At 67.4% G+C, this 15556-nt stretch carries 11 protein-coding genes; 8 read left to right on the forward strand and 3 right to left on the reverse strand.

From position 1 onward, the window contains the following. The first annotated feature begins 10 nt into the window (after window positions 1-10). The 3 genes from OSB52_RS15845 (at window position 11) to OSB52_RS15855 (ending at window position 5460) form a co-directional block, all read left to right on the forward strand. A complete protein-coding gene (locus OSB52_RS15845; protein WP_266062662.1) occupies window positions 11-2350 on the forward strand; it encodes a helicase-associated domain-containing protein in 2340 nt (779 codons plus the stop codon). 134 nt (window positions 2351-2484) lie between these two features. Further along, on the forward strand, window positions 2485-3681 hold the full coding sequence (locus tag OSB52_RS15850) for an RtcB family protein (RefSeq protein WP_235725859.1): 1197 nt from the start codon (window positions 2485-2487) through the stop codon (window positions 3679-3681). 111 nt (window positions 3682-3792) lie between these two features. Continuing rightward, window positions 3793-5460: a DNA repair helicase XPB gene (locus OSB52_RS15855; protein ID WP_328713204.1), complete on the forward strand. Its 1668-nt coding sequence runs from the start codon at window positions 3793-3795 to the stop codon at window positions 5458-5460. A gap of 55 nt (window positions 5461-5515) precedes the next feature. On the opposite strand, the gene OSB52_RS15860 is transcribed toward OSB52_RS15855, so the two are convergent. Beyond that, window positions 5516-6625 carry an LppU/SCO3897 family protein gene (locus tag OSB52_RS15860; RefSeq protein ID WP_266062663.1) on the reverse strand — a complete coding sequence of 370 codons (1110 nt, stop codon included), beginning with the start codon at window positions 6623-6625 and terminating at the stop codon, window positions 5516-5518. Window positions 6626-6678: 53 nt separating this feature from the next. On the opposite strand from OSB52_RS15860, the gene OSB52_RS15865 reads away from it, so the two are divergent. Then, entirely contained in the window at window positions 6679-7881 is a 1203-nt protein-coding gene (locus OSB52_RS15865; RefSeq protein WP_235725856.1) for a pyridoxal phosphate-dependent aminotransferase, read from the forward strand. 28 nt (window positions 7882-7909) lie between these two features. On the opposite strand, the gene OSB52_RS15870 is transcribed toward OSB52_RS15865, so the two are convergent. After that, complete coding sequence (locus OSB52_RS15870; RefSeq protein ID WP_235725855.1) at window positions 7910-8893, reverse strand: LLM class F420-dependent oxidoreductase; 984 nt, start codon at window positions 8891-8893, stop codon at window positions 7910-7912. A 109-nt stretch (window positions 8894-9002) separates the two neighbouring features. On the opposite strand from OSB52_RS15870, the gene OSB52_RS15875 reads away from it, so the two are divergent. Beyond that, a complete protein-coding gene (locus OSB52_RS15875) occupies window positions 9003-9659 on the forward strand; it encodes a TetR/AcrR family transcriptional regulator (RefSeq protein WP_266062664.1) in 657 nt (218 codons plus the stop codon). A 27-nt stretch (window positions 9660-9686) separates the two neighbouring features. Here the strand turns inward: OSB52_RS15875 and OSB52_RS15880 are convergent, their stop codons facing one another. Further along, window positions 9687-11333 carry a GMC oxidoreductase gene (locus OSB52_RS15880; RefSeq protein ID WP_504925958.1) on the reverse strand — a complete coding sequence of 549 codons (1647 nt, stop codon included), beginning with the start codon at window positions 11331-11333 and terminating at the stop codon, window positions 9687-9689. Between the two features lie 320 nt (window positions 11334-11653). On the opposite strand from OSB52_RS15880, the gene OSB52_RS15885 reads away from it, so the two are divergent. From OSB52_RS15885 to OSB52_RS15895, 3 genes are read left to right on the forward strand one after another with little or no spacing between them, the layout of a single operon-like run. After that, complete coding sequence (locus tag OSB52_RS15885) at window positions 11654-12232, forward strand: TetR/AcrR family transcriptional regulator (protein ID WP_266062665.1); 579 nt, start codon at window positions 11654-11656, stop codon at window positions 12230-12232. Continuing rightward, window positions 12222-13763, forward strand: a complete 1542-nt coding sequence (locus OSB52_RS15890) for a flavin-containing monooxygenase (RefSeq protein WP_266062666.1) — start codon at window positions 12222-12224, stop codon at window positions 13761-13763. Before OSB52_RS15885 ends, OSB52_RS15890 begins: the two co-directional genes overlap by 11 nt. Next, entirely contained in the window at window positions 13760-15460 is a 1701-nt protein-coding gene (locus tag OSB52_RS15895) for an FAD-dependent oxidoreductase (protein WP_266062667.1), read from the forward strand. Before OSB52_RS15890 ends, OSB52_RS15895 begins: the two co-directional genes overlap by 4 nt. The last annotated feature ends 96 nt before the right edge of the window (window positions 15461-15556 follow it).

A 15556-nucleotide genomic window follows, 5' to 3' on the forward strand; every position in this document is an offset into this window, starting at 1 on the left:
AATCAGCCGAATGAGTGCGGATGACCAGGGACTGAGCCTGGCCGACGATCTGGCGCTGCGCAGCGACGACGAGCTGTTCGAGTTGCTCTCCGCCCGCCCGGATCTGGCGTCGCCGCCACCGGCGGGCACCGGGGTGCTGGCGTCGCGCGCGCTGGCCGCCGCGTCGTCGGCGCTGGTCGGCGAAGACCTCGACCTGCTCGACGTGGCGGTGCTCGAGACCATCATCGGGCTTGGTACCGGGTCATCGGGCCCCATCCCCGCCCCGACCTCGGTCGACGCTGTCGTCGCGGCGCTGTCCGGACGCGCCGACGACGACGAGATCATCGCGCGCGTGCATCACCTGCGCACGCGTGCCCTGGTGTGGGGACCCGACGACGCGATCGTGTCCGGCGCACACGCGCCTGCGGCCCTCCCATGGCGGGCGCACCACCTCACCGGGCCCCTGGCACGGCAAACCACCGAGCAGCTGCAAGCCCGCCTGGACGGCCTCGACGAACGTGAACGCTCCCTCCTGGAAACCCTGTCCCGGGGACCCGCTCTCGGACGCAGCCGCGACGCAGCACCCGACGCCGATCCCGACCAGCCGGTGGCCCGGCTCATCGCCGACGGTCTGCTCGCCCGCGTCGACTCGCAAACCGTTGAGTTGCCACCGATGGTCGGGCAACTCCTGCGCGGCGAGCCACCACTGGCCACCGCCGATCTCCGCAGACCGGCCCTGCACGATGCGGCGGCGAAGAAACGGTTCTCGCACGCCGCCATCGACGCCGCGGCCGGCGGCGAGGCGATCGAACTGATCCGGCATACCACCACGCTGATCCGCGCACTCGGGGCAACGCCGGCGGCGGTGCTGCGCAGCGGGGCCCTCGGGGTGCGCGAGTTGCGCAGGCTCGCCAAGGTGACCGGCCTGGAGCAACAACGCGTCGCCTTCGTCGTGGAACTCCTCGCCTACCTTCGGCTGATCGACGCCGGGTTTCCCGAACCGGCACCGCCCACCGACAACGGTGAACTCGCCTTCGCCCCGACCGCGACGGTCGACGCGTGGCTGCACCACACGCCGGACCGTCAGTGGGCGGCGCTGCTCGGGGCATGGCTGGACATGCCGCGCCGGGCGTGGCAGGTCGGTGAGCCGGACCGCGACGGCAATGCGCTCGCCGCCCTGTCGGGCGAACTCCACGACTCCTACGCCCCGCTGCAACGGCGCGCCATCCTCGAGACCCTTGCCGACGCCACCCGATCGCTTCCCGTCGGCATCGATGCCCTGGTCAGCGCGTTGCACTGGCGGCACCCGCGACAGATGCGCCGATACCCCCGACGGGTCGTCGAGGAGACGCTGCGCGAGGCACGCGAGCTCGGGGTGGTCGCCCACACCGCACTGACCGGGGTCGGACGCGCGGCGATCGACCCCGGAGAACCCGACAACGCGGAGTCACGTCTGCTCTCCGCGATGCGGGTGGCACTGCCCGAACCGGTCGACCACTTTCTCGCCCAGGCCGATCTGACCCTGACCGTTCCCGGGCCGATGACCCCGGACCTCGCCGAACAGGTGGACCTGGTGGCCGACCTCGAATCCGGGGGTGCGGCCTCTGTGTACCGCGTGTCGGAGAGCAGCGTGCGCCGCGCACTCGACGCCGGACGCAGCAGCAGCGAGTTGCTCACGATGTTCACCGCGCACTCCAGCACGCCCGTCCCCCAGTCCCTGACCTATCTGATCGAGGACGTCGCTCGCAAACACGGACAGTTGCGGGTCGGGGTGGCGTCGGCGTTCGTGCGGTGCGAGGACGCCACCACCCTGGCCGCGGTGCTGCGAAGCAACGCCGCCGAACACCTCGCGCTGCGGGCCTTGGCCCCGACCGTCGCGGTGTCCCAGGCGGATGTGCGGGAGGTGATCGACCGGTTGCGCGAGGCCGGATTCGCTCCCGCCGGTGAGGATTCCAGCGGAACCCTGGTCGATCTGCGGGAACGCGGCTCGCGGGTGAGTGTCACCCGGGCGCGCCGCCAACCGCAGCCGCGACGCCCGGTGGCATCGCCGGAACAGCTGCGTTCGGTCATCTCCCGGATGCGTTCGCAGGACCGCGCGGCGTCGGCGCGCCCCGCGGCGGCCGATCCGTCCGCAGCGCCGGTCCGCGCCTCCGGGGGCGGCGAATCTGCCACGGCGCTCATCCAATTGGCGCTGCGGGTCAACCGTCGGCTGCGGGTGGACTACGTCGACGCGCAGGGTTCGGCCAGTCGCCACGTGGTCACCCCACGCACCCTCGGCGCCGGTCAACTCATCGCCATGGATGCGGGAAGCGAGGAGGAACAACGCTTCTCGTTGCATCGCATCACCAGTGTCGAGCTCCTCGAGAGCTGACTCACCGGAGAACCGGGACACCACGCCGAAATTCTCTCGACCGGGCCGACCCACCAACGTACGGTGAGTGCGCCGCCCCATCGAAGGGCGAGCCCGTCGCGTACCGCGGCAGGCCCCCGCGACCCAGGATCGTCATGAACACCCGCTTCCCCGTTGCCCTTTCGGGCGCTCGTGCGTCGACTCTACTGTGGACCGACGAGGAGTCGATCGAGCACGAGGCGCGCAACCAGCTGCGTCGCGTGTCCGCCCTGCCCTGGGTGCACGGGGTTCGTGTCATGCCCGACGTCCATGTCGGCAAGGGCGCCACGGTCGGTTCGGTCATCGCGATGCGCGACGCCGTCTGCCCGGCGGCGGTCGGTGTCGACATCGGGTGCGGAATGGCCGCGGTCCGGACCGACCTCGTCGCCGACGACCTGCCCGACGACCTGTCCGGGCTACGGTCGGCGATCGAGTCGAAGGTGCCGGTGGGATTCACCTCGCACGCCCGACCGGTCGATCTGCGCCCGTTGCAGGTCGGTGGCGGCTGGGGTGATTTCTGGCAGCGGTTCGACGAACTCCACGACGGCGTACAGAAACTGGATGGCCGGGCGCACAAGCAGTTGGGCACACTCGGCGGTGGTAACCACTTCATCGAGGTCTGTCTGGACGACGACGACGCGGTCTGGGTGATGTTGCACTCCGGATCGCGCAACATCGGCAAGGAACTCGCCGAACGCCACATGTCGATCGCGGCGAAGTTGCCCCACAACGCCGATCTACCCGACCGTGACCTCGCGGTGTTCCTCTCCGGCACAGCCGAGATGGATGCCTACCGGCACGATCTGGAGTGGGCGCAGGAGTACGCGGCACGCAACCGCCGGGTGATGCTCGCGCTGGTGTGCGCGGCCGTGGCGGAGACCTTCGCTGCCCGCACCGTCCGGTTCGACGACCCGATCAGCTGCCACCACAACTACGTGGCCGCCGAGTACATCGACGGCCTCGAGTTGTTGGTGACCCGCAAAGGCGCGATCCGGGCCGGCCACGGCGAGCTCGGGCTGATTCCCGGGTCCATGGGCACCGGGTCTTATGTGGTCCGCGGGGTGGGGTCGGCGGCGTCGTTCTACTCCGCGTCCCACGGCGCCGGTCGACGGATGAGCCGGTCCAGGGCACGCCGAACGTTCACGACCGAGGACCTCGTCGCGCAGACCACCGGCGTCGAGTCCCGCAAAGATGCCGGAGTCCTCGACGAGATCCCGGCGGCCTACAAGGACATCGACTCGGTGATCGCGGCGCAGACCGATCTGGTCGAGGTGGTCGCCCACCTGCGTCAGGTGGTGTGCGTAAAGGGCTGAGTGCCGATATCGGCTCCTGACCTGCGCTCGAGGGATATCCCCCTCGGCGGGCGTCGGGGGCCGACCTCGGCACCACTGACAGGAGTTGCGCCGATCTGGACAATGGATCGGGTGACCGATGGACCTTTGATCGTGCAATCTGACAAGACGCTGCTGCTCGAGGTGGATCACCCCGGCGCGCCGGCAGCGCGCGCGGCGATCGCCCCGTTCGCCGAACTCGAGCGTGCACCCGAACACATGCACACCTACCGGGTGACCCCGCTGGCGCTGTGGAACGCCCGCGCCGCGGGTCACGACGCCGAGCAGGTGGTGGACGCGCTCGTCACCCATTCGCGGTACGCAGTGCCGCAGCCGCTGCTCATGGACATCGTGGACACGATGGGCCGGTTCGGTCGGCTGCAGCTCGTCAAGCACCCGGCGCATGGACTGACGTTGGTCAGCCTCGACCGGGCGGTGCTCGAGGAGGTGATGCGCCACAAGAAGGTCGCGCCCATGTTGGGCGCCCGGATCGACGACGACACGGTGATCGTGCATCCCTCCGAGCGGGGTCGGCTCAAGCAGATCCTGCTGAAAGTGGGCTGGCCGGCGGAGGACCTGGCCGGCTACGTCGACGGTGAAGCCCATCCCATCGACCTACAGCAGGACGATTGGCACCTGCGCGACTATCAGCAGCTGGCCGCCGACTCGTTTTGGGCAGGCGGTTCCGGTGTGGTGGTGTTGCCATGTGGTGCGGGAAAGACCATGGTGGGCGCGGCTGCCATGGCCAAGGCCGGTGCTACAACGCTGATCCTGGTGACCAACACGGTCGCGGGTCGACAGTGGAAGCGCGAGCTGGTCGCACGGACCTCGTTGACCGAGGAGGAAATCGGCGAGTATTCGGGCGAGCGCAAGGAGATCCGTCCAGTCACCATCGCGACCTATCAGGTCATGACGCGCAAGTCGAAGGGCGAGTACAAGAATCTCGATCTGTTCGATTCGCGCGACTGGGGTCTGATCATCTACGACGAGGTCCATCTGCTGCCCGCACCGGTATTTCGTATGACCGCCGACCTGCAGTCACGTCGTCGGCTCGGACTCACCGCGACCCTGGTGCGTGAGGACGGACGCGAGGGCGACGTCTTCAGCCTCATCGGCCCCAAACGCTACGACGCCCCGTGGAAGGACATCGAGGCCCAGGGGTGGATCGCGCCGGCGGATTGCGTCGAGGTGCGCGTCACGTTGACCGACGAAGAGCGCCTGCAGTACGCGGTCGCCGACTCCGACGAGAAGTACAAGCTGTGTTCCACCGCCCACACCAAGGTCAACGTGGTGAAGTCGATCCTGGCTCGGCACAAGGAGTCTCAGACCCTGGTCATCGGCGCCTATATCGACCAGCTGGAAGAACTGGGCCGCGAACTCGACGCACCGGTGATCCAGGGATCGACCAAGAACAAGGAACGCGAGGCCCTGTTCGACCGATTCCGGTCGGGCGAATTGCAGACCCTGGTGGTGTCCAAGGTCGCGAACTTCTCGATCGACCTCCCGGAGGCGTCGGTGGCGGTCCAGGTGTCGGGCACCTTCGGTTCGCGGCAGGAAGAGGCGCAACGGCTCGGCCGGCTGCTACGACCGAAGAAGGGCGGCGGTCAGGCCCACTTCTACTCGGTGGTATCCCGCGACACCCTCGACGCCGACTATGCGGCGCACCGCCAGCGTTTCCTGGCCGAACAGGGCTACGCCTACCGGATCACCGACGCCGACGATCTGCTCGGACCGACCATCGGCGAGGAATCCGCGAGCTGATCGGTACCGGATGAGGTCCGGTCGAGGTCCCCGATGACACAGGGCTCGACCGGCCTCAGGGTTCGCCGAGGCAGTATCCGAGCGGGTTCGGCAGCGCGAAGTACACACCCAACTGGGTGCTGGCACATGTCGGCTGGCCCTGGGTTCGACTCTCGACCCGCAAGATCTCGGTGCCGGCCGCCTTGATCGCCCCGCATTCCACCTGCTGGTAGTCCGAGAGGCTTGCGGTCGGCAGCCCCCCGACCGGGATCTGATAGCACTCGCCCTGGGTCAGATTCGGGACCAGGCACAACTGCTCCCCGGTCTCCTCACCGTCGCGCAACCAGTACAGCCGCGAGTAGTCGTCGTTGGGGCAGGAGCCGCCGCTGATCTTCTGCGCCACGTAGAAGGTGAAGGCGCCCTCGGATCCGCAGTCCGCCTTGGCAGCGCTGATGTTGTCCTCGGCTTGGCTGCCGCTGATGGTGACGCAGTCGCCGACGGCGACGTCGTCGCTGTCGGTCACCGCATCGCGGGTCACGAACACGACGAGACCGATGATCACCACCAGCAACAGCAGGACGATGCCGATCACCCACCACAACCGCTTGCTGGACCGCTTACCCGATGCGGGTGACGGGTAGGCACCTGCCGGATACGGCTGGCCCGGATACGGCTGCTGGCCGCCAGAGTAGGGCGGTTGCTGCTGCCCCGGAAAGACTTGTTGTCCCGGATACGCCTGTTGTCCCGGATATGCCTGTTGTCCCGGATATGCCTGTTGACCGGCGTCGGGCTGCTGCGATCTCGGATAGGGCGGTTGTCCACCCGCCTGCTCACCCGCGGGGTACTGCTGCGCGCCCGGGTACTGCTGCGCGCCCGGGTACTGCTGTGCGCCCGGGTACTGCTGTGCGCCCGGGTACTGCTGGCCGCCCGGGTCCTGAACTCCAGGGTTCTGCCCACTCGGATACTGGCCGCCGGGGTACTGGGTACCGGGCGGATAGGACGGCTGTTGCGGCGATGGATATTGTCCGGCAGCAGATTCCGCGCCCGGATACTGTTGGGCGCCCGGATACTGTTGGGCGCCCGGATATTGTTGCGCGCCCGGCCCCGGCTGCACGGGCGATTCGGTGCCCTGATTCTCCGGGCCGTCTGTCGAATCCGGATGGGGTGGTCCCGGCGGCGTTGTCATAGTGGCAGATGCTACCGCTGCCGACGCGGACTCGGGGCGATGCTGTCAACCCGATGACCGACGGGTGTGCCCGCGCCACCGAGTATGTCAGCCTGGACTGCGTGCGCACCGTTTCCCGCCTTCGTCCCTTCGGCACCACCGTCTTCGCCGAGATGTCGGCGCTGGCCGTCGAGCATTCAGCAGTGAATCTCGGCCAGGGCTTCCCCGACACGGACGGTCCGGCGTCGATGCTGGCTGCGGCTGCGCGGGCGATCGCCGAAGGCCACAATCAATATCCGCCGGGCATCGGCGTGGCCGAGCTTCGCCACGCGGTCGCCCGCCACCAGGATCACCATTACGGGCTCCGGTACGACCCGGACACTGAGGTGCTGATCACTGTGGGCGCCACCGAGGCGATCGCCGGTTCGGTGGTGGGACTCGTGGAGCCCGGCAGCGACGTGGTGATGATCGAGCCCTACTACGACTCCTATGCCGCCACCGTCGCGATGGCCGGCGGCAACCGACGCACCGTCCCGCTCGTCGGCGACGCGGACGGATTCCGGCTCGATCGTAGTCGGTTGGCCGAAGCGTTCACGCCGCAGACATCGATGATCCTGGTCAACTCGCCGCACAACCCGACCGGTACGGTGCTCGCCGATGATGACCTCGCCGAGATAGCCCGGTTGTGCGTTGCGCACGATGTCGTCGCCGTGACCGATGAGGTCTACGAGCACCTGCTGTTCGACGGACGCGTGCACCGGCCGCTGGCCACCTTCCCCGGCATGCGGGAACGTACGTTGCGCATCTCAAGTGCGGCAAAGACGTTCAACTGCACCGGGTGGAAGGTCGGCTGGGTCAGCGGACCCGCCGACCTGGTGGCGGCCGCACGCGCAGCCAAGCAGTTCATGTCCTATGTCGGTTCGGGCCCGTTCCAGCCCGCGGTCGCCCATGCCCTCGACCACGAAATGGATTGGGTACGAGCATCTTCGGCCGAGCTGGCCGGCAAACGCGACCTGCTGTCGGCCGCGTTGCGCGATGCCGGGTTCGATGTGCATCGCAGCGAGGCGAGCTATTTCGTCTGCGCCGACCCGCGTCCGGTGGGTTATGCCGACGGAATCGAGTTCTGTCGCATGCTGCCCGAACGGATCGGCGTCGCGGCGGTGCCGGTCAGCGCGTTCGTCGACGACAAGTCCACATGGCGTCATCTGGTCCGATTCGCGTTCAGCAAGCGGGAGGACGTGATCGCCGAGGCGGCCCAACGCCTTCGACGACTCTGAGCCCGGCATCAACGCGGGGCCCGGGGCATCAACGCAAGGCCGGCATCACCTGGTGCTCGAACAGTTCCAGACTGCTGGTGTCGTGTGCGATGTCGGGGAAATAGAAGATTCCGTACGACATCCCGGCCTCGGACAGTCCGGACAGGTTCTCGATGACCTGCTCCGGCGTACCCACTGCGGGCATCCCGCGGAAGGCACTCATGGTCGCGTTCGCCACGTCGGCCGGCACGAATCCTGCCAACCGCGCCTGGAGCGCGTCCAGCCGCTGCGCCACCTCGGCGTCACTCTCGGCGATGATCACGTTGTAGTTGGCCGACCTGACGATCGAGTCGTAATCACGTCCCAGGTCGGCACAATGCTGTTGCAGCACCGAGGACTTGTGGGCGAAGCCGTCCGGCGTCCCGTCGAAATTGGTGTAGTCGGCGTACTTCGCCGCGATCCGCAAGGTCTTGCGTTCCCCGCCACCAGCGATCCACAGCGGGAGTCGCCCGGCCTCCGGCTGCGGAGCGCAGATGGCGTCGTCGACCTGATAATGCCTGCCGTCCAACGTGGCTCGGCCCAGTTCCCAGGCCTGTTTCATGATCTGCACTCCTTCGTCCAGGCGTGCAAGACGCTCCCCGGCCGACGGGAAACCGTAACCGTAGGCGCGCCATTCATGCTCGTACCATCCTCCCCCGATACCCATCTGCACCCGACCACCCGAGATCAGGTCGGCGGTCGCCGCAACCTTCGCCAGGTACATCGGATTGCGATAGCTCATCGCCGTGCACATCTGCCCGATGTCCACTCGAGAGGTGGTCGCGGCGAACGCCGACACCAGCGTCCACGCCTCGTGGGTCGCCTCGTCGGTCGGCAACGGGACGGTGTGGAAGTGGTCATAGACCCAGATGGAATCCCATGCGCCGGTGTCGGCACGGCCGGCCAGGCCCGACATCACCGACCACTGGTCGGCCGGCGGTATCCCGGTCAGATCGAGTCGCCAGCCTTGGGGAATGAAGAGACCGAAGCGCATGACCACACGCTACCGTCGTGAGGGCGCGGCCGGCCACGGTCGCACACCCTAAACTGGGACGAGAGTCCGACAGCGGGGTCGGTCGGGGGCAGGCAGGAGAACGAGTCCGATGACAAAGGGCCGCAGCGAGCAGGTGGCGAACACCCGGGGTCTCCTGCTCCGCACCGCTGAACGACTGTTCGCCGAACAGGGCATCTCGTCGGTCTCCAACCGCCAGATCAGTGAGGCCGCCGGGCAGGGGAACAACTTCGCCGTCGGCTACCACTTCGGCGGCAAACTCGAACTGGTGCGGTCGATCCTCGCTCACCACAACGCGGCGATCGAGCCCATCCGGCGGACGATGTTGGCCGACCTCGGATCGACGGTCCAATTGCGCGACTGGATCAGCTGTCTGGTCCGCCCGCAGACCGACTACCTGGATTCACTGGGTGCACCAACCTATTTCGCGCGATTTTGCGCGCAAATCACCACCGACCCCCAATACGGTCGAACGCTGTATGAGCAGGCCGATATCTCCGACGAGCTGATCACGTTGCTCACCGGGCTCTATTCGGCGCTGCCCGCCCTGCCGCCGTCGGTCCTCGAGATCCGCGACACCATGGCCCGGAACATGATCGTGTTGACCCTCGCCGACCATGAGCGGGCGTGCGCCGATGGCGCCGCGACCCGCTCGTGGTCTGAGGTCTCCGATCAGGTCGTCGACGCTCTGGTCGGCATGTGGCTGGCGCCGGTCGTCGGACCATCCGACGACTCGTCGCCCGCCTAGTTCTCGCCTTGTGCCCCGCACGAAAGCTCAGATGATCGACCCCACATCGCGCGCCACGATCTCGTCCAGCGCCCGCTCGGCCACGGCGGCGATCGTCATCGACGGATTGCATGCCGCGGTGTTGCCGGGGATCAACGCACCGTCGAGAACGTACAGACCGCGTTGACCGTGCACGCGACCCTCGAGGTCGCACACCGGCCCCATGTTCGCCCCTCCGAGCGCATGCCACGTCGAGGGCACCACCGCGTTGGTGTCGGTGAGGATCCCGGTGGGCCCGGCGATCGCGGCGGCCGTTGGGTGGATGGCACCGTTCTGAATCCGCGCGTCGCCCTCGTGTGGCCACCAGAGTTTGGCCTCCCCGGCAGCAGAGTCGTAGGCGAAGTGCCCACGCGCATCGCTCACTCCGAAACCAACCATCATCGTGCTGTGTGAGTCGAGACCGAAACCGGGTATGGCGGCTTGGATGACCGTATGGGCGCGGTCGGGATCAGACCAGTTGAGGCTGCCGTACACGACCGGGCCACCCTGCACTGCGCCGAAACCACCCGATGGGTCCGACCACAGGTAGATTCGATCGGCGTTGGTTCCCCACCCGTGCCCGAGTCCGTCGGGCAGGTCGCCGATCAATCCACGCGCCGACGCGCGCACCAGCAGTTTGGTGGTGTTGAGGCTGCCCGCGGCCATCACCAGTGCACCGGCGGTGAGGATCTTCTTCTCCCGCACGGTCCCGTCCGACGCGATGCGATCCACATGCACCGTCCACCGGCCGTCGCGTGCGCGAGCGACATCGGTCACCTCGTGCTGCGGGCGCACATCGACCAGTCCGGTGCGCTCGGCCGCGGCGAGGTAGGTGACGTCGACGGAATGTTTGCCTCCGTTGTTGACACCCATCGCGCCGGAACCGTCGGTGTAGGACGGCTTCATCTTGCCCTCGATCTCGGCGAGCGCATAGTCCCAGTCGATCGGCATGGGGATCTTGGACACCGGAAGACCGGCGGAGCGGGCATGGCGGGCGAAGGTTCGCACCGCGCGGTAGTTCGGCGTGTTGATGAGTCGGTCCGGCGCGGTCTCGATCTGCAGCATCCGCGCCACGCGCGGGTAGTGGATCCGATTCATCGTCGCCCAATCCAGCTGCTCTGGCAGCTGGGTGTTGAACACGTCCTGCGCCGGCTGCAACGTCATCCCCTGATAGACCAGTGAGCCTCCGCCGACGCCAGCCGCACACAGGGCGGTCATGTTCTGCCCGATGACCGTTTCGACCAGCCCAACATACGGGTCGAAAGGCATTGGCCTACCAAAAAGTTCCGGTTCCGAGCGATACCACAGCAGGCGTTTGTCCGGCTGGGTCGGATTCGGGAAGGTGGTGGCGTTGGGGCCGGTGCGCCATCGTCGACCTCGCTCCAGCACCACTAGCGGCACGCCTGCTTGCGACAGGCGAAGTGCGGTGACACCGCCTCCGAAACCCGACCCGATCACCACCACCCGGTGATCTTCCCGCGTCACTTTCACTCGGCGCACAGGCGCCGAGAACACTTGCCCCACATTCGATGAGGTTGCCGCGGCCGCCCCCACGGCCGCCACCCCACCGAGAAATGATCGACGTGCGATCACGTCAGCCCCCCTCGAGCGTCTCGTCCTCGTGGGCCCACCTACGCGCGGCGGGCCGGGAGACATTGAAACATGTTTCAGTCATCCGACTCAAGGCTACGCGAGATCGCACGCGCTGACGCCGCTCGCTCGCGCGATGCCGCTGGAGGCACGCCATGCGGGCACGCGCATGTCCGGGAACATCACGACCCACGGGGGTCGGAGGGATAATCCAGATCGTCGCCCGCTGCGGTGATGTCGGCGGACACTTTCCGACGGCGCCAGGCCCGGCGGCGGCCTGGCTCGGCAGTTCAACGCGGAGATCGACGAGCACAGCAGCGCCGCCGAATCACGGAACTAAACAAGCAGTCTGGACTGTTTGTGATTTTCGCACTACCGTCACCGACATGACCGAGCACGAACCCGCTCCTACGCGAACCCAGGCACAGCGCACCGCGGCCACCCGCGCCAGGGTGCTCGACGCCGCCATCGACTCGCTCGTCGAGCTCGGCTATGCGCGCACGACGACGCAGGAGGTCAATCGGCGTGCCGGGGTTTCGCGCGGCGCTCTACTCCACCATTTCCCCACCCGTGAATCTCTGGTCGTCGCCGCCGTCGGCCATCTGGTCGAGGCCCGCATGACCGAGATCCTGCAGCGCCCGCGCACCGGCGGCGAAGACATCTCGGTGATCATCGAAGCCTTCAGCGGACCTCTGTTCGACGCGGCGCTCGAGCTGTGGGTGGCCGCCCGAACCGACGACGCATTGCGCACCGCCATGGCGCCCCTCGAGCAAAAGGTCTCCGACGCGCTCACCACGGGCAGCGAAGAGCTTTTCGGCGCGCGCTACACGCCCGATCAGATCGCATTGTCGGTGGAGCTCGCGCGTGGCCTTGCGGTCTCACGCATCCTGCGCACCCCAGACTCCGACCGCGCCTTCACCGACCGCGTGCTCACCACTTGGAAGGACATCCTCGATGCCCAGTGATCCCACTCCGATACCTCGCTGCGACCGGCTACCCGACCGCGTCGACGTCCTCGTCGTCGGCGCCGGATTCGGCGGCCTGGCAGCCCTGCATCGCCTGTCCGTCGACCACCCCGATCTGAACGTTCTCGCTGTCGAGCGCGCCGAGGGCGCGGGCGGGGTGTGGCGCGCCAACGACTATCCCGGAGCCGCGTGCGACGTCCCCACTTCGCTGTACTCGCTGTCGTTCGCACCGAATCCCGACTGGTCACACACGTACGGGCGCCAGCACGAGATTCGCGACTACCTGGTGGGCGTTGCGGCCCAGTTCGATGACCGCATCCGTTACCGCTGCGCGCTGCTGGATGCGCAGTGGGATGACGCCGCAGGTGAGTGGTCGGTCACCACCGAACTCGGTGGTCTTCGGTGCCGGTTCCTGGTGGCTGCCCCCGGCGCGCTGTCGGCGCCGGGAGTCCCCGATCTGCCGGGGTCAGAGACGTTCGACGGTCACGTATTCCACAGCGCGCGCTGGGATCACGAGCACACCTTGTGGGGCCGTCGGGTCGGGATCGTCGGCAGCGGCGCCTCGGCGGTGCAGATCGTCCCGGAGATCGTCGACGAGGTGGAGCACCTGGTGGTCTTCCAACGCACACCCGCGTGGGTCGTGCCGCGCCTCGACCGCCGCATCGGACGAGCCGAGCAGGAACTGTACCGACGCATTCCCGCGGCGCACCGCCTGATGCGCAGGATGGTCCATCTCTACCGCGAGTCCTATGTGATCATGATGGCGCGGCGTCCGGAGTTGCTGCCGATCGCCACGGCGATGGGTAAGGCACAGCTGCGGCTCCAGGTGCGCGACCGCACGCTGCGGCAGCGACTGACCCCGCGATACACCATCGGGTGCAAGCGCATGCTGCTCACCAACAAATGGTTTCCCGCGCTGCAGCGACCCAACGTGACGGTCACCGGCGCGCTGACGGCGTTGTCCGACGGTGGCGCGATCGACGACTCCGGAACAACGCACGAGGTCGACACACTCATCTATGCCACCGGTTTCACCCCCACCGAACCACCCATCGCCCAGCACATTCGCGGGCGCACCGGCGCCACGCTCGCCGAAACCTGGGCCGGATCGCCGTCGGCCTACCGTGGCGTGTCGATCCACGGGTTCCCCAATCTCTTCTTCCTGTACGGGCCCAACACCAACCTCGGGCACAGCTCGATCGTGTTGATGCTCGAACCACAGGCGCGCTACGTCAGTACCACGATCGCCCACCTGCGCACCGCCGGCATCGACACCGTGGAGGTGCGGGCCGACGCCCAGCATCAGTACAACTCCCATCTCGACGACGAACTCGCCGGAACGGTCTGGAACACCGGCGGCTGCGCCAGTTGGTACATCGACTCGTCCGGCCGCAACTCGGTGATGTGGCCGACGTTCACGAACACCTATCGACGGCTGATGTCACACTTCGAGCCGCTCGATCACCGTCTGGGTCGTCGCCACGGTGCGACTGCCGGCCAATCGGCGCGCGAAGCTGAGGTCGGCCGATGACGACTCGCGACGACCACTACGACGTCCTCATCGTCGGTTCGGGATTCGGCGGCTCGGTTGCGGCGCTGCGCCTGGCGGAGAAAGGCTACCGCGTGGCGGTGCTGGAGGCGGGACGACGATTCGCCGACCATGAACTCCCCAAGACGAGCTGGCGCATCCGGGACTATTTGTGGGCACCGGCACTCGGATGCTATGGCGTACAACGTATGCACCCACTTCGCGACGTGCTCGTGATGGCCGGCGCGGGAGTCGGTGGCGGGTCGCTGAACTATGCGAACACCCTGTATCGACCGTTGCCCGCGTTCTTCGACGACCCGCACTGGGGCGCCATCACCGACTGGGCGAGCGAACTCGACCCGTACTACGACCAGGCGGCGCGCATGCTGGGCGTGACCACTTTTCCCGACACCACCGCCGCCGACGAGGTGATGGCCCAAGTCGCCGAGGAAATGGGCGTCGGTGACACCTTCGTCCGCACGCCGGTCGGTGTGTTCTTCGGAGAACCGGGCAGCACCGTCGCCGATCCCTACTTCGGCGGTGCAGGACCTGACCGCACGGGGTGCACCCAATGCGGTTCATGCATGACAGGGTGTCGGGTGGGCGCGAAGAACACTTTGGTCAAGAACTACCTACATCTGGCGGAAGGCCTCGGCGCGCAGATCATCCCGATGACAACGGTCGTCGGCGTGCGACACCAGACTGTGGGCGGTTACGAGGTCGACACTCGTCGGACGGGCGCGAAAGTCCGTCGCCGGCGACGCACCTTCACCGCCGATCAGGTCGTCTTCGCCGCTGGCACCTACGGCACCAACAAATTGTTGCTGTCCATGCAGCGCTCCGGCAACCTGCCGAGGCTGTCGGGCCGCCTTGGAAAGGTGGTGCGCACCAACTCCGAAGCAGTCCTAGCCGCCACCGCACGCGACACCACCACCGACTACACCCGCGGCGTCGCGATCACCTCATCCTTTCACCCCAACGACCACACCCATATCGAACCGGTCCGCTATGGCAAGGGCAGCAACCTGATCGGCCTGCTCCAGGCGATCCTGGTGGACGGCGACGGCCGCACACCGCGCTTGCTCAAGGCGATACTCGCGATGGCCGCGCACCCGGCCACCACGGCACGGTCGCTGTCGGTGCGCCGTTGGTCGGAACGGACCATCATCGCACTCGTCATGCAGACCATCGACAACTCGATCGAACTGTTCGCGGCGGGCACCGGGCCGGTGCTTCGAAGCCGGCCCGGCGACGGTGACCCGCCACCGAGATGGATTCCCGAGGGGCACACCGCCGTCCGGTCCGCCGCCCGACAGATCGACGGAGATGCGGGCGGTTCGCTCGTCGACCTGCTCAACATCCCGATGACGGCACACTTCCTCGGCGGTTGCGCCATCGGCGCCTCCCCTGAGGACGGTGTGGTCGACGCCTACCATCGCGTCTTCGGATATCCGGGACTGCACGTGGTAGACGGTTCGACCGTGTCGGCGAATCTCGGAGTCAATCCGTCATTGACCATCACCGCACAGGCCGAGCGCGCAATGGCGCTGTGGCCCAATGCCGGAGAATCCGACCCTCGCCCACAACTCGGATCGGACTATGTGCCCGTGGAAGCGGTCGAACCATATCGCCCGGCCGTGCCACCATCGGCGCCGGGTGCACTCCGTCTGCCGATCACTCCGGTGCAGCGGTGGGCGTGATCGGCCGGCCGGCCTGGATACGCCGCCCGACCTGACGGATCGGGGCGTACGGTGTCGCGTATCGCGCACCACGAGGGTTGTTGTGCAACCGATGTG

Source organism: Gordonia aquimaris (assembly GCF_026262595.1).
GTDB lineage: Bacteria > Actinomycetota > Actinomycetes > Mycobacteriales > Mycobacteriaceae > Gordonia > Gordonia tangerina.